This window comes from Pyrinomonas methylaliphatogenes (assembly GCF_000820845.2).
GTDB classification, from domain to species: Bacteria; Acidobacteriota; Blastocatellia; order Pyrinomonadales; family Pyrinomonadaceae; genus Pyrinomonas; species Pyrinomonas methylaliphatogenes.
In genome coordinates, this window is sequence record NZ_CBXV010000008.1 from 591,153 (window position 1) to 615,964 (window position 24,812).

19 protein-coding genes and 1 tRNA gene are annotated in these 24,812 nt (G+C 59.2%); 13 read left to right on the forward strand and 7 right to left on the reverse strand.

Annotated features, from left to right (window positions below):
- The first annotated feature begins 20 nt into the window (after positions 1-20).
- The 6 genes from PYK22_RS13800 (at position 21) to PYK22_RS13825 (ending at position 4,407) form a co-directional block, all read left to right on the forward strand.
- On the forward strand, positions 21-497 hold the full coding sequence (locus tag PYK22_RS13800; RefSeq protein ID WP_041978178.1) for a MerR family transcriptional regulator: 477 nt from the start codon (positions 21-23) through the stop codon (positions 495-497).
- Between the two features lie 44 nt (positions 498-541).
- Positions 542-618, forward strand: a tRNA-Pro gene (locus PYK22_RS13805).
- A 186-nt stretch (positions 619-804) separates the two neighbouring features.
- The gene (gene sucC, locus PYK22_RS13810) at positions 805-1,977 is read left to right on the forward strand and encodes an ADP-forming succinate--CoA ligase subunit beta (protein WP_041978181.1); all 1,173 of its coding nucleotides are present in this window, start codon (positions 805-807) and stop codon (positions 1,975-1,977) included.
- Positions 1,978-2,062: 85 nt separating this feature from the next.
- Positions 2,063-2,647, forward strand: coding sequence for a Uma2 family endonuclease (locus PYK22_RS13815; protein WP_041978184.1), 585 nt, complete (start codon positions 2,063-2,065; stop codon positions 2,645-2,647).
- Positions 2,648-2,718: 71 nt separating this feature from the next.
- The gene (locus PYK22_RS13820) at positions 2,719-4,116 is read left to right on the forward strand and encodes an MBL fold metallo-hydrolase RNA specificity domain-containing protein (protein ID WP_060635690.1); all 1,398 of its coding nucleotides are present in this window, start codon (positions 2,719-2,721) and stop codon (positions 4,114-4,116) included.
- A gap of 54 nt (positions 4,117-4,170) precedes the next feature.
- Entirely contained in the window at positions 4,171-4,407 is a 237-nt protein-coding gene (locus tag PYK22_RS13825; protein WP_060635691.1) for a hypothetical protein, read from the forward strand.
- Here PYK22_RS13825 and PYK22_RS13830 read toward each other — a convergent pair.
- Complete coding sequence (locus PYK22_RS13830; RefSeq protein ID WP_157770894.1) at positions 4,404-4,700, reverse strand: hypothetical protein; 297 nt, start codon at positions 4,698-4,700, stop codon at positions 4,404-4,406. The two genes, PYK22_RS13825 and PYK22_RS13830, sit on opposite strands and share 4 nt — an antisense overlap.
- A complete protein-coding gene (locus tag PYK22_RS17795) occupies positions 4,697-5,422 on the reverse strand; it encodes a nucleotidyl transferase AbiEii/AbiGii toxin family protein (protein ID WP_060635692.1) in 726 nt (241 codons plus the stop codon). The genes PYK22_RS13830 and PYK22_RS17795 overlap by 4 nt, the downstream gene beginning before the upstream one ends.
- A 373-nt stretch (positions 5,423-5,795) precedes the next feature.
- Here PYK22_RS17795 and sucD point away from each other — a divergent pair, with 373 nt between their 5' ends.
- The 4 genes from sucD (at position 5,796) to PYK22_RS13855 (ending at position 8,776) form a co-directional block, all read left to right on the forward strand.
- Entirely contained in the window at positions 5,796-6,668 is an 873-nt protein-coding gene (gene sucD, locus PYK22_RS13840; RefSeq protein WP_041979092.1) for a succinate--CoA ligase subunit alpha, read from the forward strand.
- 318 nt (positions 6,669-6,986) lie between these two features.
- Positions 6,987-7,406: a nucleoside-diphosphate kinase gene (gene ndk, locus PYK22_RS13845; RefSeq protein WP_041978190.1), complete on the forward strand. Its 420-nt coding sequence runs from the start codon at positions 6,987-6,989 to the stop codon at positions 7,404-7,406.
- Between the two features lie 54 nt (positions 7,407-7,460).
- The gene (locus PYK22_RS13850) at positions 7,461-7,982 is read left to right on the forward strand and encodes a NuoI/complex I 23 kDa subunit family protein (RefSeq protein WP_041978192.1); all 522 of its coding nucleotides are present in this window, start codon (positions 7,461-7,463) and stop codon (positions 7,980-7,982) included.
- Between the two features lie 95 nt (positions 7,983-8,077).
- On the forward strand, positions 8,078-8,776 hold the full coding sequence (locus tag PYK22_RS13855; RefSeq protein ID WP_041978195.1) for an HAD family hydrolase: 699 nt from the start codon (positions 8,078-8,080) through the stop codon (positions 8,774-8,776).
- Positions 8,777-8,835: 59 nt separating this feature from the next.
- On the opposite strand, the gene PYK22_RS13860 is transcribed toward PYK22_RS13855, so the two are convergent.
- From PYK22_RS13860 to PYK22_RS13880, 5 genes are all read right to left on the reverse strand, one after another.
- Complete coding sequence (locus PYK22_RS13860; RefSeq protein ID WP_041978197.1) at positions 8,836-10,131, reverse strand: hypothetical protein; 1,296 nt, start codon at positions 10,129-10,131, stop codon at positions 8,836-8,838.
- 104 nt (positions 10,132-10,235) lie between these two features.
- Positions 10,236-11,813, reverse strand: a complete 1,578-nt coding sequence (locus PYK22_RS13865; RefSeq protein WP_041978201.1) for a CehA/McbA family metallohydrolase — start codon at positions 11,811-11,813, stop codon at positions 10,236-10,238.
- Between the two features lie 18 nt (positions 11,814-11,831).
- Positions 11,832-15,257 (reverse strand): TonB-dependent receptor, encoded by a 3,426-nt coding sequence (locus tag PYK22_RS13870; protein WP_041978203.1) that lies wholly within the window; start codon positions 15,255-15,257, stop codon positions 11,832-11,834.
- Between the two features lie 697 nt (positions 15,258-15,954).
- A complete protein-coding gene (locus PYK22_RS13875) occupies positions 15,955-16,416 on the reverse strand; it encodes a MarR family winged helix-turn-helix transcriptional regulator (protein WP_041978205.1) in 462 nt (153 codons plus the stop codon).
- 97 nt (positions 16,417-16,513) lie between these two features.
- Positions 16,514-17,479: a universal stress protein gene (locus PYK22_RS13880; RefSeq protein WP_041978207.1), complete on the reverse strand. Its 966-nt coding sequence runs from the start codon at positions 17,477-17,479 to the stop codon at positions 16,514-16,516.
- 425 nt (positions 17,480-17,904) lie between these two features.
- On the opposite strand from PYK22_RS13880, the gene PYK22_RS13890 reads away from it, so the two are divergent.
- The 3 genes from PYK22_RS13890 (at position 17,905) to PYK22_RS13900 (ending at position 24,665) form a co-directional block, all read left to right on the forward strand.
- Positions 17,905-19,659, forward strand: coding sequence for an amino acid permease (locus PYK22_RS13890; RefSeq protein WP_083437868.1), 1,755 nt, complete (start codon positions 17,905-17,907; stop codon positions 19,657-19,659).
- A gap of 245 nt (positions 19,660-19,904) precedes the next feature.
- On the forward strand, positions 19,905-21,989 hold the full coding sequence (locus tag PYK22_RS13895) for a sodium-translocating pyrophosphatase (protein ID WP_041978211.1): 2,085 nt from the start codon (positions 19,905-19,907) through the stop codon (positions 21,987-21,989).
- 150 nt (positions 21,990-22,139) lie between these two features.
- The gene (locus PYK22_RS13900) at positions 22,140-24,665 is read left to right on the forward strand and encodes a sodium-translocating pyrophosphatase (protein WP_083437931.1); all 2,526 of its coding nucleotides are present in this window, start codon (positions 22,140-22,142) and stop codon (positions 24,663-24,665) included.
- Positions 24,666-24,812: the final 147 nt, after the last annotated feature.

Genomic DNA, 24,812 nt, shown 5'->3' on the forward strand with positions numbered 1-24,812 from the left:
AGTCGTTTCGGGAGCGGACGATGAATCGCGCGGCTGTGACGATTCCCGAAAAGCTGTTCTTCAAAATCGGCGAAGTTTGCGCCATCACCGGCGTGCAAGCGCACGTGTTGCGCTACTGGGAATCCGAATTTCCCATGCTTGCGCCGCAGAAGAATCGCGCCGGACAACGCACCTATCGCAAGCGCGATGTGGAAATGGTGCTGCGCATCAAAGAACTGCTCTACGAAGAACAGTACACGATCGCCGGCGCGAAGAAGAAGCTGGCCAACGAACTGCGCAATGCCAGCAAGTTGAAGGTCGTGACCCCGGAGATGAGCGGGCCACAACCGCTCGCCCCGGCACAAGGGGCGGAAGTCTCTCCTTTCATCGCCGGGAACTCTTCGTCCCTGACCGAAGAACAACGTCTGGCGCTGCGCGCGCTTCGGCAGAATCTCATCGAACTGCTTGAACTTCTCGACGGCGATCGCGCCCCGCAGGGCACAAACGAACGGCGCTGACGCTTTGACAAACCCATAACATCTGCCATACCTTTTCAATTTGCCGGGACGTGGCGCAGCCTGGTAGCGCGCACGCTTGGGGTGCGTGAGGTCGCGAGTTCAAATCTCGCCGTCCCGACCAGTTCAGAGAGCTTTCGGCATCAGGATCGCGAAAGACTCAAAGGCTTGAGAAGCGGGGGTGCCGAAAGCTCTTCGTCTCTTTTAGGACCGCTATCATAGGACCGCTATCAACTTGCGATGGATCACGCCGTGCAGCTACACTTCTCGCGCTCTCGATCATAAAAGAATTCTAGCTTGAGGTCTGCAGATGAACGTTCATGAGTATCAGGCCAAAGAACTATTGAAAAAATATGGCGTCGCCGTTCCGCGCGGCATCGTCGCGCGCACGCCCGACGAAGCCTATCAAGCGGCGAAGGGGTTGGCGACCGCGCCGGTCGTCGTCAAGGCGCAGATTCACGCTGGCGGGCGCGGCAAGGCGGGCGGCGTCAAACTGGCCCAGACGCCCGAAGAGGCGCGCGAAATCGCGGCGCGCATGCTCGGCAGCAAACTGGTCACGCATCAAACCGGACCGGAAGGGCGCGAAGTGCGCACGCTCCTTATCGAAGAAGGCTTGCCCATCGAACAGGAGTTTTATCTCGGCATCGTGCTCGATCGCGCGATCGGGCGCCCCGTCTTCATGGCTTCGGCGGCGGGCGGCATGGAGATCGAAGAGGTCGCCGCGCACTCGCCCGAAAAGATCCTGAAAGAGACGATCGATCCGGCGATCGGCTTTCGCCCCTTTCAAGCGCGCAAGCTCGCCTTCGGTCTCGGACTGCCGACTGAGCTGATCAACCAAGCCGTGAAGTTCATGCTCGCGCTCTACAACGCCTATGAGCAACTGGATGCGTCCCTTGTCGAGATCAATCCATTCCTGCTGACGAAGGACAAACGCCTGATCGCGCTCGATGCTAAAGTGAATTTCGACGATAACGCGCTTTTCCGCCATCCCGACTACGCCGAACTGCGCGACCTGAACGAGGAAGAGCCGCTGGAGATCGAAGCGTCGAAGTACGATCTGAACTACATCAAGCTCGATGGCGACATCGCCTGCATGGTCAACGGCGCGGGACTGGCGATGGCGACCATGGACATCATCAAGCTCGCTGGCGGCGAACCGGCGAACTTCCTAGATGTCGGCGGCGGTGCGTCGCAAGAGCGCGTCGAAGCCGCCTTCCGCATCCTGCTCGCCGACGAGAACGTGCGCGCCGTGCTGATCAACATCTTCGGCGGCATCGTCCGGTGCGACATGGTCGCGCGCGGCGTGGTCGAAGCGGCGCGCAAGACAGGCGTCAAAGTGCCGGTCGTGGTCCGGCTGCAAGGAACGAACGTTGAAGAAGGACAGCGCGTCCTACGCGAATCGGGGTTGAACTTCACGGTTGCCGACGGCATGAAGGATGCGGCGGAGAAGGTGGTCGCGCTTGCGCGCAGGTCGTCAAGTTGAGGACGGAAAGTTCGAGGTTGAAGGCTCTGCGCTTTCGCGTAAGATTTAGGCTAGAGCCTTGAGCGCTCTTGAAAGGAGGCGCTAGATGTCGGCACAACCCGAACGCTTTTTCACGCTCGAAGAATATTTCGCGCTGGAACGAAGTTCGGAGCGGCGGTTCGAGTACCGCGACGGTGAAATCTTCCTGATGTCCGGCGGCACTCGTCAACATGGCGCGATAGCGAGTAATCTTGTGCGACACTTGGGCAACCGCTTAGCTTCCCAAGGATGTCGCGTTTACGGAAGCGACATCGCTCTCTTCGTCCCTGCAGCGCCGCCCTATCGCTATCCCGACGTGAGCGTCGCTTGTGGACGGGCGGAGTTTCGGCGCATCGAAGTGCTCGACGCGCTCGTCAATCCCGTGTTGATCGCCGAGGTGCTTTCGCCGACGACCGAAAACTACGATCGCGGCATGAAATTCGAGTGGTACAAGTCGATCCCGACTTTCGAGGAATACTTGTTGATCGCGCAAGATCGGCCACACGTCACACAGCGAACGAAACAGCAAGACGGAAGCTGGCTCGAACGCACGATCGAAGGGATGGAAGCCGTCTTGCGCTTGAATTCGCTCGGCAGCGAGCTGCCGTTGAGCGAAATCTACGAGGGCGTCGAGTTCGAATCGGCACGCTGATCGAACTTGCGCCAGCTCTTCATCCGACGCTCTTTCGCCGCGATGACTGGTCCAAATGGAAAGGACGTTCGATGCTGAAGTTATCTTTTTGGGGCGCCGCCGGCACGGTCACCGGCTCGAAATATCTGATCGAAACCGAGCGCGCTAGGGTGCTCGTCGATTGCGGCCTCTTTCAAGGTCTCAAAGAGTTACGGGAGTTGAATTGGACCGATCCGCCGTTCGATCCCGCCGCTTTGGATGCCTGCCTGATCACGCACGCGCACATCGATCACATCGGGTATCTGCCGCGTCTCGTCGCGCGCGGATTCTCCGGCCCGATCTATTGCACGCGCGCGACCGCCGAGTTGCTTCGCGTTTCGCTTCTCGACGCAGCGCGGCTGCAAGAGGAAGAGGCCGACTATCGCAACCGCCACGGCTTGACTTCGCACACGCCCGCGCTCCCGCTCTACACGGAAGAGGACGCGCGCGCCGTGTTCGATCTTTTGCGAGCTGCGAGCAACGATGGCACGCCCGTCGAAGCGGCGCGCGGCATCGGCGCGAGCTTTCACGTCGCCGGGCACATCCTCGGCGCAAGTCACATCCTCGTCGAAGCGGAAGGCGTGAATGCGCCGCCACTGCGCGTTCTCTTTTCGGGCGATCTGGGCCGCCTCGATCAGCCGATCATCCGCCCGCCTGCGCCGCCGCCCGCTTGTGACTATCTCCTTCTCGAATCGACCTACGGCGATCAACTGCACGACCGCACGCCGCCGAAAGATCTTCTGGCCGCCGTCATCAATGAAGCCGCTGAAAGCGACGCTCCGCTTCTTATTCCGAGTTTTGCCATCGGGCGCACGCAAGAGATTCTCTATTTGATCCGTGAACTAGAAGACGAAGGGCGCATTCCCGTTCTGCGCGTGCGCGTCGACTCTCCGATGGCTAACGCGATCACGCAGATCTACCAAAATCGGAGCGAGGAGCAGGATGAAGAGTACCGCGATCTGGTCGTGTTGAAGCGCCGCCCGCTGCACACTCAGTCGATGCTCATCGCCTCGTCACGCGAAGAATCGAAACGCTTGAACGAGGAGCGCGGTGCGCGCATCATCATCAGTTCATCGGGAATGATGACGGGCGGGCGCGTGCTCCACCACGCGATGCGCATCTTGCCGGACGAACGCGCCATCATCTGTTTCGTCGGCTATCAAGCCGCCGGGACGACCGGACGGAAGATCCTCGACGGCGCGCGCGAAGTCAAGATCATGAAGGAGATGATCCCCGTGCGGTGTCGCGTCCGGCAGATCAGCAGCCTTTCAGCTCACGCCGATTACGAAGAGATGCTCGCTTGGTTGAGCGGGCTCGAACGCGCGCCCCGGACCATTTTCCTCACGCATGGCGAGCCGCACGCCGCCGAAGCCTTACGCGCGCACATCGCAGAGCGTTTCGGCTGGCGCGCGGAAACGGCAAGTTACGGCCAAACCGTCGCGCTCGGTTGAGCGAAGAGACCAAGATCGCCGTCGGGAGAGCATCAAGACAGTGTTGGGCCGCTTTTGACATACAGTGCGGGGACGCTCGAGATCATGATCCTATCTGCCGAACATGAGAGACCCAATCGCAATTTGGCGCGGATCGCCGAAGAGCTTGAAACAGACTTCGAAGCGCTCGGTTCGACGACCTTCAAACGCGAAGATCTGAAAAAGGTTTCGAGCCTGACCGTCTTTCTACATCCAGAACGCGGCGCTCGGGGCGAGATCCATTCACGCCGCCCGCTTAGCATAAAGCCTTAAATTCCACTCGGCTCATCCTCAAGCCACCACTTACTGACGCGCAGGTCGCACCCATCCTGATCGTTGTATTCCTCAAGGAGCGTCTCCCACAACCGCCGCGATCCGACAAATACAGGGTCGACTTGTCTGAGGGCGCGCCTAACGCGCGCACGCCACTCGCTGCTTTGGCGAATCTTGCCATATAGCCAACGCCAATCGTCCGTTCCGCCGTGTTGGATTAAATTCACCAACTCAACTTGGGTCATCTCGTCCGGCGATGACGCGCGCTTGAGCGAACGAGCAAAATCGATCATCTTACACGTCCTTCTTCCTGCTCTCTTGTCAGCCTCTTTTCGCTCTGTCGTTCCAACTCACGTCGAGCGAGCGATGCGGCCAACATTCGCCCACGCTCGTAGATATACTCCTCTTGATCGTAAGGCGTGATTAATCCCTTGTACTCAGAGAGTTTCACATCATCAGCATCTGCCGGTTTGCGGCAAAGGGCTTCGGCCAACCGAAGGCGTCGCGTCAAACTCGATCGCGACGGATACAATTCGTTGAGTCGGTCGAGCGCCGTTAAGCTCTTCTCAAAGCCCATCTTGTCAACTAGCGCCACAAGGTCAACATAGTCCCGCAACGCGCCGCGTTCCGTCAATAGGTGGGCTTTGATGAGGACCATCTCTTCAAGTGTTGCCAGCCTCAACCCACGATCACTTATCGTAGTTTCAACAGGGGAGGATCTTCTCTGCTGTCGAAGACCGATCTGTTTTCCCTCGAAACTTCCGAGGATCATAACACCGACCACTTCACGCGCGGTTTTCCATTCCGGCCAACTCTCTATTTCCCGCTTGACTTCGTAAAAATTACCGGCAAGTTCAGATGTCAGAAAATCGATGTCCATCGAAAACCGATGGCCCGCGTGAAGCGCAGCTGCCGTACCGCCGGCAACATATGGTTTGAGGCGCTCTAATCTCGCTTGCACCTCCAATCCAACACGAATCAATCGCTCGAATTGCGCCCGTTCGCTCTCCGTCATGGTCGCTCATTATATATCATAGCTCTATAGCGTTTGCGGCAACTGTTAGCGTCGCGCCACATGGCGCACTTTCGATTGACGGCGCACAACCCATCTATCACCTGATCCAAACTTGGTCGCCGCCCCCGTCTCCCGCAGACTCGGGGATTATGGCGGCTAGAGCTTTGCGTGAAGGACGAGGGTCGCGCATCGCTCGAACCGAAGAGCGAAACGCATGAACTCCTCGTCGCTTTCGCCGTCTTCCCATCACGGCCTCCTCACGAGCGATACCCTGTCTCCCATCAACATCTCAGCGCTTTCGGCTGCGCGCCTTGCTCGTGCTATACTATCGCGTTTTGCGATTCATCTCGAAGCCATTCGGAGCGACGTAACTTTGAGCGTACTCGTTGACCGCAACACGCGCCTCATCGTGCAAGGCATCACGGGCAAAGAGGGGACCTTCCACACGCGGCAGATGATCGAATACGGCACCAAGGTGGTCGGCGGTGTGACGCCCGGCAAGGGCGGAACCACGCACGAAGGCGTGCCCGTTTTCAACACGGTCGCCGAAGCCGTGCGCGAGACGGGAGCTAACGCTTCGGTCATCTACGTGCCGCCAGCTTTCGCCGCTGACGCGATCATGGAAGCGGCGGACGCCGGCGTGCCGCTCGTCGTCTGCATCACCGAAGGCATCCCCGTGCTCGACATGGTGAAGGTCAAAAGGTATCTGGAAGGGAGAGCGACGCGCCTCATCGGGCCGAACTGTCCGGGCATCATCTCGCCGGGTAAATGCAAGATCGGCATCATGCCGGGCCACATCCACAAAGAAGGGCCGATCGGCGTCGTCTCGCGCTCGGGAACGTTGACCTACGAAGCGGTGGACCAGTTGACCAAGCTGGGTTTGGGCCAGTCAACGGCGATCGGCATCGGCGGCGATCCCATCGTCGGCACGACGCACACCGATGCGCTGCGGCTTTTTCAAGACGATCCCGAAACCGAAGGCATCGTGATGATCGGCGAGATCGGCGGCACGGCGGAAGAAGAGGCCGCCGAGTTCGCCCGAAAGTACGTGACCAAACCGATCGTCGCTTTCATCGCCGGGCAGACCGCGCCGCCGGGCCGTCGTATGGGCCACGCGGGCGCGATCATCTCTGGCGGTAAGGGGACGGCGGCGGAGAAGATGCGCGCGCTCGAACAAGCGGGCATCCGCGTCGTCCGCTCGCCGGCGGAGATCGGCGCGACGATGAAGGAGGCTTTGAGGGGATAGAAAGAATGCGGGTCGCAGCCAAAGCGTTCGGGGCAACGTGGCCTTTACGGTTAGGCAAAGCTTCGAGCGGAACGATCGATCCCGAAACCATCGGATCGGATGCCAGCGCGCCTTTGCGCGACTCGCGTTTGTGAAACATGAAGCTTTGAGAAAGGCGAACGACGCCGCAACGCGAGACGAAAGATTCGATCAACCGAGCGCTCGATCGATTCTGTCTGCGCCCGTTTCCCGAAGGCGCTTTATCGAGCTTTAGCGTCGCAAAGTTTTCTACATTCTTGAATTCTGAGTTCTAGAGTTTTCACGACCGAGGAGCGCTTCATGGCTAACAATTTGACGCTTGGAATCATCAAACCCGATGCTGTAAGACAAGGGAAGATCGGACTCATCCTGCAACGGATCATCGACCGCGGCTTCAACATTCGCGCGATGAAGCTGATCCGCATGACGCGCGAAGAGGCCGAAGGCTTCTACGCCGTCCATCGCGAGCGACCTTTTTTCGGCGAGCTGACGGCTTTCATGTCGAGTGGTCCTTGTGTTGTAATGGTACTGGAAAAGGAGGATGCCGTGCGCGCGTGGCGCGATCTGATGGGCGCGACCGATCCGGCGAAGGCTGCCGAAGGGACGATTCGCAAGGAGTTCGGCTCGTCCGTCGGCGAAAACGCCGTGCACGGTTCCGACTCGGACGAAAACGCGGCGATCGAGATCGCTTACTTCTTCAGCCGCCTCGAAATGGTTTGACGAAGAGCGGCTCTCGATCCGAGGAACCGAAACCGTTGGTTTGAATATAACGCCATGTCAATCATCAGCGACATCGTCGAATCGACCAAAGCGATCATCAAGGGGATGAGCGTCACCTTCTCGAAGATACCGAAGGAGAAGTGGACCGTTCAGTACCCGGATGAACCCGTCACCGTGCAGCCGCGCTATCGCGGGCAGCACTTGCTTCACGTTGATGAGAACGGCAAAGAGAAGTGCGTCGCCTGTTTCCTATGCGCGGCGGCCTGCCCGTCGGACTGCATCTACATCGTCGCGGCGGATGACCCGCGCCCGTACGAAGAGCGGATCGGCGTGGATAATCGCTATGCGGCCGTTTACAACATAGATTACGGGCGCTGCATCTTCTGCGGCTTCTGCGTCGAAGCTTGTCCGAAGGATGCGATCACGCACGGTTACAACTTCGAGCTATCGGTCTACAATCGCGCCGATCTGCTGAAGACCAAGGACGATCTGCTCATCACCAAGCAGAAGCAATCGCCCAACTATCGCGTCGCTTGGGCGGACGAAGATGTCGATTCGGAATACAAGGTAGTTTAGGCTCTTGCGGCGCGAGTGGCCTTCCGTTTGCAGAAAGCCGTTGTGAGACGCAACGGCTTTCTGATTAAAAACTCGCTTTAGATCACAGAGGGGAAATGATCCGCGCCATCCTATTCGACTTTAACGGCGTCATTATCGACGACGAACCGCTCCAACTCCAAGCCTATCAGGAGGCGTTGAAGCCCGAAGGCATCGCGCTTACGGAAGAGGATTACTACAATTCGCTCGGCACGGATGAAGTGACATTTGTGATCCGCGCCTTCGCGCGCGCGGGCAAAGAGTTATCCGACGAGGCGCTCACCCGCGTGCTGAAGCGTAAGACGGAGTTACATCGTCGAATGCTCGAAGGGGAGCCGCCCCTTTTTCCAGGCGTCATCAATTTCATCAAAGCTTGCGCCCGCCGCTACACGCTCGGCATCGTCAGCATGTCTCGCCGCCGCGAGATCGCGGACATCTTGAATCGCACTGGACTCGAGACGACTTTTACGGTCATCGTCAGCGCCGAAGATGTGCAACTTTGCAAACCTAATCCGGAATGTTTCAACCGCGCCTTTCGCCTGCTGAATGAGGCGCGTTACCGTCGCGGTGAAAGTCAGCTATCACCCGCAGAGTGCCTGGCGATCGAGGACTCTCCGCCCGGAGTGCGCGCCGCGCGCGCTGCCGGAATGCGCACGCTCGCAGTCACCAATACCGTATCGGCGCACCTCTTGCGCGAAGCCGGAGCTGAGATCGTCACTCCCAATCTCGCTGATTGGACGCCCGAAGCGATCCATCGCCTCTACGACCCGTTTTAGTGCGCGCCGTCCCGGCCATCAGTATCACAGGGCTGGCCCAACTTCGAACCCCCTCTCGATCATCGAAGCCAGCGGTCAACTTCGAGTTGATGCGGAATGTAATCGCGATCCAACTTGAAAGCGCGTAGCACCTTTACGCGCTCAGGCGAACAGCTCAAATTTTCGCGACAACCGCAGCAGCGAATGCGAAGACTGGTGATGCGCCTTGGATCGTAATCTTTGGGGAGTCGCACGGCGGCGCGAAAGTATCCCTCCCGCTCGACGCATAATCTTTCATCGCAGCCATCGGAGCGGAAGGCTCGCCGCGCCCCATCCATCTGCACCTCGAAAGCGATCGGGCCGCTTTTCGCTTCGGCCCGCGCCTCGATATACAGATAATCACGCGGATCAGCGATCTTGTCTAGATCGGATGGCGATTCGCCTATTCGCCCTTCGCGTTTCAGCTCCTCAGCCATGATGCGATAGATCCAGGGATGCGCATCCATGACGCTTTCACGCGAAGCGGATTTGAGTTCTACGCGAATGGGCAGCGGCGCGAAACGCCTCGTCGGAGATGGAAGGTCCGAGAAGTTGTTGTTCGATGAAACGACCGTAAGCAACGGATGATCGCCTTGAATCTTTCGTCCGGCGAAAGGCTTGGTGCGATGTTCGACGCCTTGATAAGAGGCTTCTTCTATTCTGCCTCCGCGTAAGCTCAATTCATAAACCCACTCGATGTCGGTCGTCCTTCCCCAACGAGCCATGAGCGCGGCGGTTTGCGTGCCTCCATCCTCATTCGAGAAGATGAGCGTATAACGCAGGCGAAGAAGATCTTCAGGTCCGCGCGTTAGTTCGTAGTACATCAGAAGCGGTATGTCGGTGAAGCGCTCTATCGAATCGCTACGCGCGCCGATTATGGGGGCGTTTGCGATCGCGATCAAATCCTCTTCCGACGTATTGGCCCGGTTGAAGAGAAGAGGGCGCGCCGAGCGGATCTCGACCGCGCGCGCGTTTTTCGCCCTGCTCGCGGCATCGAGCGAAAGCGAGACGGTGTGCCGTCCTGCCGATGCCCGACCGAGAAGTATTCGGTAGGTAAAGAAGCTATCTCCGGACCAAAGCAGCAGGTCCTGATTGCGCATCCCATCGAGATAGACGATCAACACGGCGGCTTCCGCCCCCTGCCGCTCCCACGAAGTGCCAACTGCGCGCGCCTCGATCTCGAACCCGAGTTCGCTCGCCTCCATCAAACTGAAGTCACGCGCGTAAATCGTCCCGGTTCGCTGCCCGTTGGCGCTCAAAGGCAGCGCGAGCGCGAAGAGCGCGGTCAAAAGCCCCGTTCCTCTCCTCAGGCGAAGATTGGTCGCAAAGCGTCCCATCGCGGACCTCTCAGCGAGAGGTGGATCGGTTAAGGAAGAGCGGCCCTTCGGCTTTCGATCCAACGTAGATCGGATTCGTGAATGAGACAGAAAAAGAGTTTTCCTCATCGTGTACGCTCTTTAGATCCAACGTAGATCGGATTCGTGAAGGCGAGCATCCTTCCCTCATGATCGCGTAGTTCGAGACGGTAATATGCGTTTTCGCTTCGCAGTTTGAAAATCCTCTCTCTCCCATCGGGCGCGAACTCTTCGATCACTTTGCCGTTCGAGATGATCTTGACGATGGCGCCTGAAGGCGCGCTCGCGACCTTCACGCTCAACTCTATCTCCTGCGGCGCGCGCAATGGCACAAAGTCTCCGATGCCATAAAGTTTCTTCGCGCCTGCCACTCGGAGCGAAAAAGCGAGCCGAAAGTCCGACGCTAGATCCGCCACATAGGCGCGTCCGGTGCGAATCGCGGTGAGGATCGCGCCTTCTGAGCGCGTCCTAGCGCGCACGTAAGTAGATGGCTGGCCCAGACGATCCGTCACACGATGCGCATCGCTTGAGCCGACGGCAGCGATCCGCCCGCCGCGACGCAAAATCTCATCCCAAAGTTTTAACGCCCGTTCGTCCGAATCGTCCCACGCCCCATTCCAAACCTCTATCGCATCGAAGAGCTTCTCGCTCTCGGCATACTCCCAAGCGCAACCATCGCACGGGGCGAAAGGATGATTGATCGAAGCTATCGCGCCCAAACTTCGCGCATGCCGGATGGTTCGGGATAACTTCGCCGGATCGCGCGGCGTTAGGCGAAAATCTACCCACTCGCCTGAGCTCAATCCCCAAACGTTGAAGTGGCCGCCATAAGTCGTCACCTCTTCGCCACGGATGATGAGCGGCGAAATCTTTCCCTGAGCCAGGAGAGCGTCTATTTCAGCGTGATGGCTCGGCGTGTTGTGATCGGTGATGGCGATAAAATCCAGCCGGGCTGCGCGCGCGCGTTCGACCAATTCCGCGACCGTCAAATCGCCGTCGCTGTGAACCGTGTGCAGATGCAGATCACCTCGCAACCAACCTCCGATAGGCGAATCTCGTTCTTTCGCCGAGCGTGAGGAAGATGAAGGTGGGAACGATGTCCGTCGCGGTGCGCGCGCGACGGACATCGCAACTGCGCTATAGGTTGGGCTGTTCTCGGAGCGTAGCGCATGGCGGGAAATGATCGAACTCTGTTCCTCCTTCTCTTTTTCTATCTCGATGCGCAGTGTGACCTCGACGCCGTTCGGAGCGAGGCGATACAAGCCGAGGATGACGCGCCACGTCCCGGCAAAGAGCGGTCCGGGGAGGTAACCCGGCGTCGCGCTCGCGCGCGCGATGGAGATCGAAGATCGCCGACCGCCGCTCCAACCGCGGAACCCTTTCTGGTCCACTGCCTCTCCGGTGGAACGAGCATCGAAAAGACCGAGATCGAGCGCATTGGCGCCGCCAGCGCGATCGTAGATGATCTCAATGTTCAGTCTGACCGCATTCGCCGGCACCTCGAACGGGATGTAAACGTAGCGCTCGCTATCCGCTTTTGGTCGCGCTATCTTGAAGCGTTTTTCGATCCGCTGACGGAGAGGTGGCGTGCTCCCGGATGCCAAAGAAGCGTTCAGCGCTTTGATGACGATCAGCAGCGCAATCATCGAGAGCTTCCCTTTCACCTTCCGCTCACCCTCCGTTTAGAAATTTAACCGCAGAGCGAATTGCATGACGCGCGGATCGCCCGCTAAAGTGGTGATCGTTCCCACGCTCGAGCTTTGCAGATCTCTATTCGGCAACCCGAAATTGGCCCGATTGAGCGCATTGAACATCTCCCAGCGGAATTCCAAGTAGCGCGTCTCTGCGCCCAATCCGAAGCGGCGATGGATTCCCAGATTGAGCGAAGCGAAATTCGGTCCGCGCAAAATGTTGCGCCCTTCCGTGCCGAAACGATTCAAACCGTTCGGCAGCGCGCGGAAAGCGCGCGGATCGAACCACCTTTCAACCGTCGGGGCGGAAACGCGCGGATCGCCGATCAGATCTGGCAATGTCGTCGAAAGCGAGCCGAGAGAGAGCGGATCTCCCGATTGCGTCACGGTGAAAGGCAGACCGGAGCGAAAATTGAACGAGCCAGCGATGGTCCAGCCGCCGAGGACGGCGGCGCTAACGCCGCTACGCAATAGAGCGCGCCCTTTGCCGAAGGGCAGCTCCCAAATCCCGTTGATGACCAAGCGATGACGAACATCGAAATCCGATGGCCCATACCAAGAACGAACGTCACGTGCGTTCTGCGGAAAAGAGTTCGAACCGCCGCTCGTCAAGTGCTCGAAGGAGTTATCGAGCGATTTCGCAAGCGTGTAGGCGACGCGCGTCGTCCACCCGTGACTGAAACGTTTATCGAGCGTCACTTCCATCGAGTGATAATTCGAGATTCCGTTATCGTCGCGATATTCGATCAAGCCGTAAGCCGGATATGGGAAGAAGAGCGAGCGCGCCGGAAATGAGATGTTGGGATCCGGATCGTTGACGGCAGCCGGCTTTGCGCCCGGCAGCGGCTGGTTCAGATCGCGCAACGTCATCAAGTGCGTCCCCTTGCTCCCAACGTAACTCACTTCAGTTAACCAATCGCGTCCGAACTGCCGTTGAAGGCTGAGGCTCCACTGCTGCATGTAGGGCGTGCGCGCATTCGGATTGGCAGCGCGAAGTTGCACGCGACGCACATCAACTTTCGCTGGCGATAAAGTGTCAGAAGCGAAGCCCGCGCTCAGCCGAAGCGCCGGCGTGAAAGCATCGCTCGTGAAGTTGTAATTGACGAGGAAGGGCGGATTGAGCGAAAGCTGATCTTCCGATCCGATGCGATCGATCAAGTTGTAATAGATGCCGTAACCTCCGCGAAGCACCCACGACTCGGCCAGCGAATAAGCGAAGCCAAACCGCGGCGCAAAGTTCAGATGATCTGGACGCACGAGCGCACGATCAGCTAGATCGCCGTCCTTGGCGAGGCGCAGCGCAGCGAGCGCTTCCTGTGGCGTGCGCGCGCGCCTTCCCGCCTCCGGATCGAAATTGGCCAAATGGTTGCCCGCCTCATAAGCTGGCGAACCGAAATCGTAACGCAACCCGAGGTTGAGCGTCAGATGCGGCGTCGCCTTCCAATCGTCTTGAGCGAAGAAGGCGTACATGTAACGCCGCTGATGGACGATGAATAGATTGGCGAGCGCCGCGTTGCGCGCCCAACCGATGAGAAGATCGGCTAACGGTGCGCCCGTGCCGGCAAGCCCTCCGGCAAATTGCGTATAACTTCCGTCAAAAGAGACGCGCCCGCGCGTCGCTGGAACATCGAGATAATCGAGCCGAAGCGGCCACATCACATCTGAGCCGAGACGAAAACTATGCGCGCCGCGCACGTAAGAAAGCGTGTCGGTAAACTGAAACTGCTCCGACCGCTGAAATTTCGGCAGAAAGTCGGGCGAACCCAAACGCGGGCTGTAACCGGAGACGACTACGCCGGGAAGCCCCCCTTGCACCTCGGCGTTATTGGGGATGCCAGCGATAAAATCGCTCGATGAACCCTGCCCGAACGGCTCCTGTTTGGCTTCGGCGTCGGCGCGCGAATACCCGAAACGGAATTGATTGATGATCTTCGGCGAAAGCACCGCGTTCCAACCGATGGTCAGCGCATGACTGATGATCTCGTTCCTTCCCCAAGCGGAGGTGTCCGTCCCGTCGGCGAGGCCGCCGAAGAATCCCGGGACGAAACGATCGCGGCGGCTGTATGCATAGCGACCGAAAAGATCGTTCCCTTCACTGAGGCGCCAATCGAGCCGCGTCGTGAACCGATCTTGATCATCGGATATGCCCGGCGTGCGGGCGAAGTTGTTCGCCCGTCCCGGAAGATTTGGCGATGGCCACAACGCCACAAGCCGCGCAGCGATCGGATCTATATCCGCGATGCGATTGCCGGGAAAAGGCTGACGGATGAAGCGCGGGTTGAGAGGTGAAACTGGCTGCGAGGGATCGAAGCGCGGATTTGGAACCTGCGTGCGCGGATCGAATATCTGACCGCGGCGAACAAACTGGCCCGATGGCGTACCATCAGGGTTCAAGATCGGAACGCGCTGGCCATTGAAGAGCAACTCATCCCCCAACGATGCGGAGAAATCGCCGCGCTTTTCCGCATCGAGCGGCACGGTCGCAATTCTCAAGACGCCTTGCCTGATGCGCGTCGCTTCGTAGTCGGCGAAGAAGAAAGCGCGATCGCGCACGATCGGACCGCCCAGATTGCCGCCGAATTGATGCTGGTTGCGCTGTGGCTTCTTTCGGCCCAGCCGGTTGGAGAAGAAATCGTTAGCATCGAAGATCTTGTTCCGAAAATATTCGTAGACGAGACCGCGAAACTGGTTGGTCCCAGAACGTGTCGTCACGCTGATGACGCCGCCCGCTGCACGCCCCGTATCGGCGGCGTATTGCGATGTGATGACCTTGAATTCCGCGATCGAATCGATCGAAGGGCGCGCAACCTGTGTGGAAAGCTCCTGCACGTTGGTCGAAATCGAGTTATTGTCCTGTCCGTCGAGAACGAAGTTGTTCATCAAAGAGCGCGTGCCGTGAATGTTAACTCCGCCCGTGCGCCCGGATGCCGTGCCTCCCGCCTGCTCCGTGTACGGGTCGCCTTGCGTGCCCGCAACCTGCACGAGCAGATCATCCCACGTCCTTTGCGCCAGCGGCAGCGTGGTGATCCGACGATTGTCCACGGTATTTCCGAGAGAAGCATCCTCGCGCTGCAATTGGAGCGGCTCGTCCGTGATGGTGACAACCTCCGCGACATCTCCGACGGCGAGAGTGAAATCCAAACGCGCCCGCTGCCCGATCGAAAGCTTCAAAGCGGATCGCATTTCGCGCCGAAAGCCGCTCCGCTCGACGCTGATCGTATAAAGGCCCGGGCGTAATGCGGTGAAAGTGTAGTAACCATCCGCTCCCGTCATCGCCTGAAAGGTCGCATTCGTCTCCTGATCGCGTGCGATGACTCGCGCATCGGGAATCGCCGCGCCATTCGCATCGGTGACGAGCCCGGTCAAAGATGCCGTATCGACCTGCGCCACCGAATGTGGGACGAAAACGATCGTCATGAATATGATCCACAGCCAATGAATCCACGCTCGTGGCGAAATGCCCTTCCTCTCCATCGAACATGCCTCCTAAAAGGTCGTAAAGCCTCGCCCATCGAGGGCCGCTAATCGTTCGCGGCGAATGCTGACAGCCAAACGTTGCGCCCCGTTTATCGAAACCTTTCTTCGACCTTAAATCTTCAGCGCCGGAAAGCTGCCTCCCGGCAGAGGATGCCTCTCGCTCGAGGAAGGCATGCCGATGGGGAAGAGCGGAATAGCAGAGAAGAAAAGAAGCGCTGCCTCAACATTGGCGGCCCTAACTCGCTTTGCCATCTTTCATTCGCGAAAAAGCGGAGAAGAAAAAAAGCGTTGCCTCAACGGCAACGCTTTCAAAGTTCCACGTTGGCTTGCTAGCGAGCTAAGCGCTCGTTGATTGACAGCGTACCTCGTTCCGATAGGGAGGAGTTGCTTCTATGGACGACGCAAATCAGAACCGATCATTCGCCGATCAAGCTTAACCACTGCCCACCCGCCGTTCTGTAGGGGCGACGGGCGGACAGTGGCTCGCGTCTTTGCCCTACGATGGCCCTAAGCCTAGCATAAGAGCTTCTTTGTTGCAACAAATATTTTCTCCGCTCGCCCTCTCAATTTGAAGTCATGCGCGCCGCCGAAGGCGAGTTGACCGAGGTTGCAACAAATATCTTCTCCGCTCGCCCTCTCAATCTTCGTAGATCTTCTCGCAGATGCGCGATAGCTCGTGCTGATCCGCGCCGCTGACGCGCTCGGCAAAGTATCTGTGCAAAGCATCCAAAGATGGGCGCATCTCATCGAGCAAGGCCAGTCCTTTCGGCGTGATGCGCGCGATCGAAAGTCGCCCATCGGTTTCCGACGAGTCGCGTTCGACCAATCCGCGTTCCTCCAAACGGCTGATCAACCTAGTGATGTCCGGCGCGCGTTCGATCATACGCTGGGCGATCTCGCCGCGCGAATGGCCTTTTGGATAGACGCCTTTCAAGATGCGCAGAACGTTGTACTGCGTGAGCGTGATGCCGTAGCGGGCGAACTCTCGATTGAAGCGCTCGCGAACGTGATTGGCGGCGACGAGGAGGTTGAGCAGCGCCTCTTGCACGGAACTTTCAAAACGTTCCTGCTTGAGCCTTTTACGGAGAGCTTCTCCCATAGCAGACCTCGACGAGGAAGGTCATTGCGATCATCCCGCGTAATGTGCCCGACGCCTTTCGCGCAGAGCGCGCTTTGAAGACGATCAGATCGGCGCTTCACGTTTGGGGGAGAGGATCGCCGATGCGCGCGGGGGCCGACGTCATCACTTGACCTGCTGGAACGCAAAGCACTGGGCAAGGAGCATTGCGCACGATGCGCTCGATCTCTTGGCCGAGAGAGGCCGCGCCGCCGAACAGCGATGGATGAACGCTCGTCCCGGCGACGATCAGATCGAAATCGCCATCCATGGCGAGGCGCACGATCTCTTCGTAAGGCCGCCCTTCAGCAATGTGAGTAGAGACGGCTCCGCCCAATTCGCGGGCCAGCCGACTCATTCGCTCTTGCGCATAAGCGCGCAGGTTGCGCAGAGTCTGGTTGCCGCTATCCGGGAGCAGATCGGCCATCTGATCGACGAAGTCGCTGATGACGTAGATGGCATGCAACTCCGCGCCAGCGCGCCGCGCGATTTCGCTGGCCAAACGGGCGGCGGCTTCCGTCACGGGACGGAAATCCGTCGCCAGAAGGATGCGGTTCAAATGGATCTCCGTGCGACCGTCTCTATGTTCGACGAAATCGTGTTGCGGCGGGCGGACGCTCAACACGGGGCAAGGCGCTTCGGCGATGATCTCCTCGGCGGTCGAACCGAACAGGAAGCGCGCCAATCCCTTTCTCCCATGCGTCGCGACGGTGATCAGATCGATGTGAAAATCGCGCGCCGCCCGTGCGATCTCCGCCGCAGGTTCGCCTTCGACGATCACCGTTTCAACCTCCAATCCGCTGAGCAGCGGATCGGCAAGCGTGTTGCGCACGTTGCGCCGCAAAGTCCTCAACCATTCCTTTCCCTCTTCCTCCAAGGCGCGATCGGGGAGCGAAAGCAAGTTGGCCGGCACGCTCCCTTCTTGCACGCTCAGAACGACTAGACGTCCGCCGCTCTCACGCGCGAAAGCGGCGGCGTATTTGAGAGCAGCGTGCGCGTGAGGGGAGAAATCGGTCGGGAAGAGGATGTTGCGAAATGGATACACAGTACCGCTTCAACCTCGCGAAATAGGTTCGGGATCGCCACTTCGTTCCAAACGCAGTCTGCCTGGCCGAGTGGGCCAGCGAACGAATCGCCTCTTTGCCGAGAGCAACTTTCGGTTCAGAGAGCGAAGTCTAACAAAGGGCATGCGGAGCGTCAATCGAACTCCACCTCGCCTGCGAACTAAAGGTAGAAATCGCTCGGGACGAACCGGCGAGCTTCGAAGATGTCCGGTTCACCGCTGAGCCCAACGGGGCGCGGAAGCGGCGTTCTCGCTCGGGATCTGCGATTCAAAGTCGCTTCTGCGCTCATCGAGTTGGCGAGTCGGACGAGGCGCTGGGCTGTTGCTTTCGAGTCGGTTGCTGTGACAAACTCCGCGCGGTGATCTAGAAGAATGGGGCACAGGCCCTCCATCTAGGGAGAGAGAACTTGCTGCGCGGTATCTTTCGCACCAAGGACCTTGACGCGATCCTCGCCGAAGCGGGTGGACCGCAGTTTTCGCTCCGCCGCGCGCTCGGGGCGACCAACGTCACGCTGCTCGGCATCGGAGCGATCATCGGCGCTGGCATCTTCACGACGGTCGGCACCGCCGCTGCTGGCGATGCCTCGCGACCTGGGGCTGGACCATCGCTGATGCTCTCTTTCGTCATCACGGCGGTGGTCTGTGCCTTCACAGCGCTCTGTTACGCCGAATTGGCCTCGATGGTTCCGATCTCGGGCTCGGCCTACACCTACTCCTACGCCACGCTCGGCGAGATCGTCGCTTGGATCATCGGTTGGGATCTGATCATCGAGTACGCCGTAGGCAACGTCGCGGTGGCGATCAGTTGGGCCGGCTATTTCAACGCTCTACTGCGCTCTCTCGGCATAGACTTTCCACAGTGGCTGGCGACCAACTACCGCACGGCATCGCCCGAAGTCATCGCGGCAGCGCCGCGGCTTTTCGGCATCCCCATCGTCTTCAATCTTCTCGCCTTCGGCATCGTCATGCTGATCACGGCGATCCTCGTTTGGGGGATCAAGGAATCGGCGACTTTCAACGCTGTGATGGTTCTCGTCAAAATCGGCGTTCTCTTGTTCTTCATCATCGTCGCGTTACGCCACATCACGCCGACCGAACTGATGGAGAATTGGCGACCCTTTCAACCGAACGGCTGGGCCGGGACGCTGGCCGGAGCGGCGGTGGTCTTTTTCGCCTACATCGGTTTCGATGCCGTTTCGACCGTCGCCGAAGAGACGAAGAATCCGGCACGCGATCTTCCCATCGGCATCATCGCTTCGCTCGTCATCTGCACCTTGATCTACGTCCTCGTCTCCGCGACCTTCACCGGCATCATCCCTTACGAAGAGCTGCGCCGCCTGCCGCCAGAGGGTCTTTCCGAATCGCTCACGCTCGCCCTGCAATACAGCGCTCCGCAGGCGGCGTGGCAACAACTGGTGGTCGCCATCGGCGCCGTAGTATCGACGACCGCGGTCTTGCTCGTCTTTCAACTGGGCCAGCCGCGCATCTTCTTTTCGATGGCGCGGGATGGGCTGTTACCGCCCGCATTCGCCAGCGTTCACCCGCGTTTTCGCACGCCCCACGTCACGACCATCATCACCGGATTGGCCGTCGGCGGAGTGGCCGGTGTGGCGAGCATCGATGAGATGGTCGATCTGACCAACATCGGAACGCTCTTCGCTTTCGTCCTCGTCTGTCTCGGCGTCATCGTCTTGCGATTCAAGGATCCTTCACGCCCGCGCCCCTTTCGCGTTCCCCTCGGTCCAGTGCTGCTGCCCACGCTCGGCGCGCTCTCCTGTCTGTTTTTGATGTACTATCTGCCGCCCGCCTCATGGTGGAGATTCATCGGGTGGTTGATGCTGGGCTTGTCCGTTTACACTTCCTACGGCTATACGCATAGCGATGTCGGGCGGCGTTTGGGACGACCTAATCGGGCGACGCCGTCGTTGAAGCTGATGGCCATCGGTTTTCTGCTCATCGCCTTGGGCCTATTCATCATCCCGCACGGACTGCGCGCTGGCGAGATGTTTAGCGAATTCGCCGAATCCATCCGCGCCCTCGCCTCCTCAGAGGCGACGATGAACGCGCGCGTCTTCTGCGGGATCGCGACCATTTTGCTCGGGCTCGGATGCAACCTGCTCGGTTGGATGCTGTATGCGGATCGGAACGATCCGGCCAACTAACTCTGTTAAGTCCGAAGCGATGGATCGATCGACTCGAACGGCGAAGCCCTCAAGCGGATTCGAGAGGGCTTCTGTCGCCGCAGGGCCTGCGATCTCCCACCGTCGTTGGAAGTCAGGTTGCAGCGGCGGCGGAAATAGGCGATAATTTTCGCCCTTAGACGCGACGCTGACGATCATCCGACATGCCGCTGAAGCATCGTGTTCGAAGTATACTCGCCGCCAGAAAGTTTTGATGGGGATTCAGCATGGCCCAACACGAGGCTCTGATCTTCGGTTTCGTCTCTTCATCACCTTCGATCGCCTATTTCGCCCTGTGGTCCGGTCTGCTCGGCTTGGCTCTCGCTGCGCTCACCTACATCGCCATCAAACGTCAACCGACGGGCGACGATGCGATGCATTTCATCGCCGAACAGATCCATACGGGCGCGATGGCCTTTCTACGGCGCGAATACACCGTTCTGATCCCTTTTTTGATCCTCGTCGCGGCGCTTCTCGGCTGGGCCGTGGGCGCGGGGACCGCGTTCGCCTATATCGCTGGCGGCACCTGTTCGATCCTTGCAGGATTAGCCGGCATGGAAGCGGCCACGCGCGCTAACGTGCGCACATCGGAAGCGGCGCGCACGCACGGTCAGGCTCGTGCGTTGCGTACCGCTTTCAATGGCGGTTCTGTGATGGGGCTTTGCGTCGCAAGCCTCGGTCTGGTCGGCATCGGCGCGATCTTCAACTACCTTGTGCCCGATGTCGTTTCGGACGCGGAGTGGCGCCAGTTTTCCGAAGTGATCTCAGGGTTCGCGATGGGGGCAAGCTCGATCGCGCTCTTTGCGCGCGTCGGCGGCGGCATCTATACGAAGGCGGCGGATGTGGGGGCGGATCTCGTGGGCAAGATCGAAGTCGGCATCCCCGAGGACGATCCGCGCAATCCGGCGGTGATCGCCGATAATGTTGGCGATAACGTTGGCGATGTCGCCGGGATGGGAGCCGATATCTTTGAATCCTACGTCGGCGCGGTGATCGCGGCCATCGCCATCGCCGCGACGAACGCGGAGATCACGAACAATTTCAACGCCGTCAGTCTTCCAATCGCTTACACGATGGCCGGCTTCTTCGCCTCCATCATCGGCATTGGCGCAATGCGCGTCCTAGAGCGAAGAGATCCGGCGGCGGCGCTGCGCTGGACGACACTCATCGCCGCCTCTCTTTTCCTCGTCTTCGCCTTCTTTCTGACGCTCTGGCTGCCGATCGAGCAACGGCGGGCCGACGGCACAAGCTACGATATCCTCGGCCCATTCTGGGCCGTCCTTTCAGGAACCTTGTCCGGGATCCTGATCGGCATCGTCACCGAGTATTACACCTCGGCGCGGCCAGTGCGTTTCATCGCCAGCGCATCGCAAACCGGGGCGGCGACGAACATCATCGGCGGATTAGCGGTCGGAATGCGGAGCATCATCTTACCAATCATCGTCATCTGCGCGGCGACCTACGCCGCCTATCACTTCTCCGGCCTATACGGCATCGCGATCGCCGCCGTCGGCATGCTCGCAACTGTCGGAGTGACGATGTCGGTTGACGCCTACGGCCCGATCGCCGACAATGCGGGTGGGATCGCTGAAATGTCCCGCTTGGGGCCAGAAGTGCGCAAGATCACCGATGGCCTCGACGCGCTCGGCAATACGACGGCGGCCATCGGCAAGGGGTTCGCCATCGGCAGCGCCGCGTTGACGGCGTTAGCTCTTTTTAGCGCTTATGCTTCTGCGGTCGGACTCGGCACGCGCGGATTAAATTTGGTCAATCCGCTTGTTGTCATCGGCCTGTTCATCGGCGGCGCAATGCCCTTCTTCATCAGCGCGGCGACGATGACGGCGGTCGGGCGCGCCGCACAAGGCATGGTCGAAGAGGTGCGCCGTCAATTCCGCGAAATACCCGGTCTATTGCGCGGCGAAGGGAAGCCGGATCCGGCCCGCTGCGTCGATATTTCGACGCGCGCCGCGCTGCGCGAGATGATCCTACCCGGCGCAAGCGCCGTCATCTTGCCGATCATCGTGGGAAAGCTTTTAGGAGTCGAAGCGCTCGGCGGCGTGCTCGCCGGAGCGACGGTCACCGGCGTGATGCTCGCGCTCTTCATGGCCAACGCCGGCGGCGCGTGGGATAATGCCAAAAAGCAGATCGAAGGCGGGGCTTTCGGCGGCAAAGGGTCCGACGCACACAAGGCGGCGGTGGTCGGCGACACCGTCGGCGATCCGTTCAAGGACACGGCAGGACCATCGCTCAATATCCTGATCAAGTTGATGTCAGTCGTCAGCCTTGTGCTTGCGCCTTGGTTCGTTCGCTAACGAGCGGATCAAACTTGCGCTTCCTTCGAATCCATACGCGGTGGATGATTCGGCTCGAGTTCTTGTAAACTTGCGGTTCAATGCCGATTTGTTCGCACATCTTCCAAACCGATGGGGCCTGAAAACTGTATGAAGGGGAATGGGATAGCTATGAAACGGGTCGAGAGCACAGAAAAGAAGATCAAAAAGGATTTCGCTGGAACGAGGTTTCAGCGAATCGCGTTTTATTTACTCGCCGTTTTCTCCTCATTTGTCGTCCAGACGATCTCCGTCGTCGCACAAACGCATGATGGCGCGCATCGAGGGGGCGGAGAAGCGAGCCTGGTCCTGCCCGATCTGACGCGCGCATCTTTCCTCGGTCTCGATGGGCGCACGATCCTTTTCATCGGACTGTTCGCCTGCCTTTTCGGCATGCTCTTCGGGTTGACGATCTACATGCAACTGAAGAACCTTCCCGTGCACCGCGCGATGCGGGAGATCTCGGAGCTGATCTACGAAACATGCAAGACCTATCTCATCACGCAGGGCAAGTTCCTGCTGATCCTCGAAGGCTTCATCGCCGTCATCATCGTCCTCTACTTCGGACTCTTGCTCGGCTTTGAAGCTTCGCGCGTGCTGATCATCCTGCTCTTCAGTCTGATCGGCATCGCCGGCAGCTACGGCGTCGCGTGGTTCGGCATTCGCGTCAACACCTTCGCCAATTCGCGCACGGCCTTTGCCAGCCTCGAAGGCAAACCCTTTCCGGTCTATTCGATCCCGCTCAGAGCCGGCATGAGCATCGGGATGCTCTTGATCAGCGTCGAACTGCTGATCATGCTCTTCATCCTGCTCTTCGTGCCGGGCGATTACGCCGGACCGTGCTTCATCGGGTTCGCCATCGGCGAATCTCTGGGCGCGGCGGCGCTGCGCATCGCGGGCGGCATCTTCACCAAGATCGCCGACATCGGTTCGGACCTGATGAAGATCGTCTTCGGCATCAAGGAAGACGACGCGCGCAATCCGGGCGTGATCGCCGACTGCACGGGGGACAACGCGGGCGATTCGATCGGCCCCACGGCTGATGGGTTCGAAACCTACGGCGTGACGGGCGTCGCGCTCATCACCTTCATCCTGCTCGGCGTGCCGAATCCGACCGTGCAGGTCCAGTTGCTCGTCTGGATCTTCATGATGCGCATCATGATGGTGGTGGCGAGCGCCCTTTCCTACTTCATCAACGAAGCGATCGCGCGCGCACGCTACGGCAACGCGACGGAGATGAACTTCGAGCAACCGTTGACCAACCTCGTCTGGTTGACCTCGATCATCTCGATCGCGCTCACCTATGTCGTCTCCTACCTGATCATCCCGGATCTAGGCGGCGATGCGACGCTGTGGTGGAAGCTGGCGACGATCATCTCGTGCGGGACGCTGGCGGGGGCGATCATTCCTGAACTGGTCAAAGTCTTCACCTCGACCGAATCGCGCCACGTCAAAGAAGTGGTCACTTCGTCGCAAGAAGGTGGCGCGTCGCTCAACATCTTGTCGGGTTTCGTCGCCGGCAACTTCTCCGCCTACTGGCTCGGCGTCGGCATCGTCGCGCTGATGACGGTCGCTTACTACTTCAGCGCGATGGGCTTGAGCGCGTTGATGGTCGCCGCGCCCGTGTTCGCCTTCGGGCTGGTCGCCTTCGGCTTCCTCGGCATGGGGCCGGTGACGATCGCCGTCGATTCTTACGGGCCGGTGACGGACAACGCGCAATCGGTCTATGAGCTATCGCTCATCGAGCAGGTGCCCAACGTCGAAGAAGAGATCCGGCGCGATTTCGGGCGCACGGTCCACTTCGAACGCGCCAAGCACTTGCTCGAAGCGAACGACGGCGCGGGCAACACCTTCAAAGCGACGGCGAAACCCGTGTTGATCGGTACAGCTGTGGTTGGCGCGACGACCATGATCTTCTCGATCATCATGGCGCTTACAGCCGGATTGACGACCAACACGCAGAATCTGTCGTTGCTTCACGCGCCTTTTGTGCTCGGCGTGATCACTGGCGGCGCGATGATCTACTGGTTCACGGGCGCTTCGACGCAAGCCGTGACCACCGGTGCCTATCGCGCCGTGGAGTTCATCAAACGGAACATCCGGCTCGAAGGCGTTGAGAAAGCGTCGGTCGCCGACAGCAAGCGCGTGGTCGAAATCTGCACGCGCTATGCGCAGCGCGGCATGTTCAACATATTCTTGGCGATCTTCTTCGCCACGCTCGCCTTCGCGTTCGTCGAACCTTACTTCTTCATCGGCTACCTGATCTCGATCGCCGTCTTCGGCCTCTATCAAGCGATCTTCATGGCCAACGCTGGTGGCGCATGGGATAACGCCAAGAAGATCGTCGAAGTCGAACTTAAACAGAAAGGGACTGAACTTCACGCCGCCACGGTCGTCGGCGACACGGTGGGCGACCCGTTCAAGGACACCTCGTCCGTGGCGATGAATCCGGTCATCAAGTTCACGACGCTGTTCGGTTTGCTGGCCGTCGAACTGGCCGTGAAGTTGACGAGCGACTACGGTGCCAGCGCCAGCCACGCTCTGGCAGCGGCTTTCCTCGCCGTCTCGATCATCTTCGTCTGGCGCTCGTTCTACGCAATGAGGATCGGAGTGGAGAGGCTCGAAACTCAACCCGCCTCGCAAGCCACCGGCGATTGAAGCCGCTTTTGATGGATGACCGTGAAGAGGCAAGGTCGCTCTTCACGGTCATCCATCATCTCGAACAGATCCTCGTCTTTTGACTGGTCGTAACGGTCGCCTCCTTTCGCTGCACGCTACGATCCATAATCTCGAATAGATCTTCGT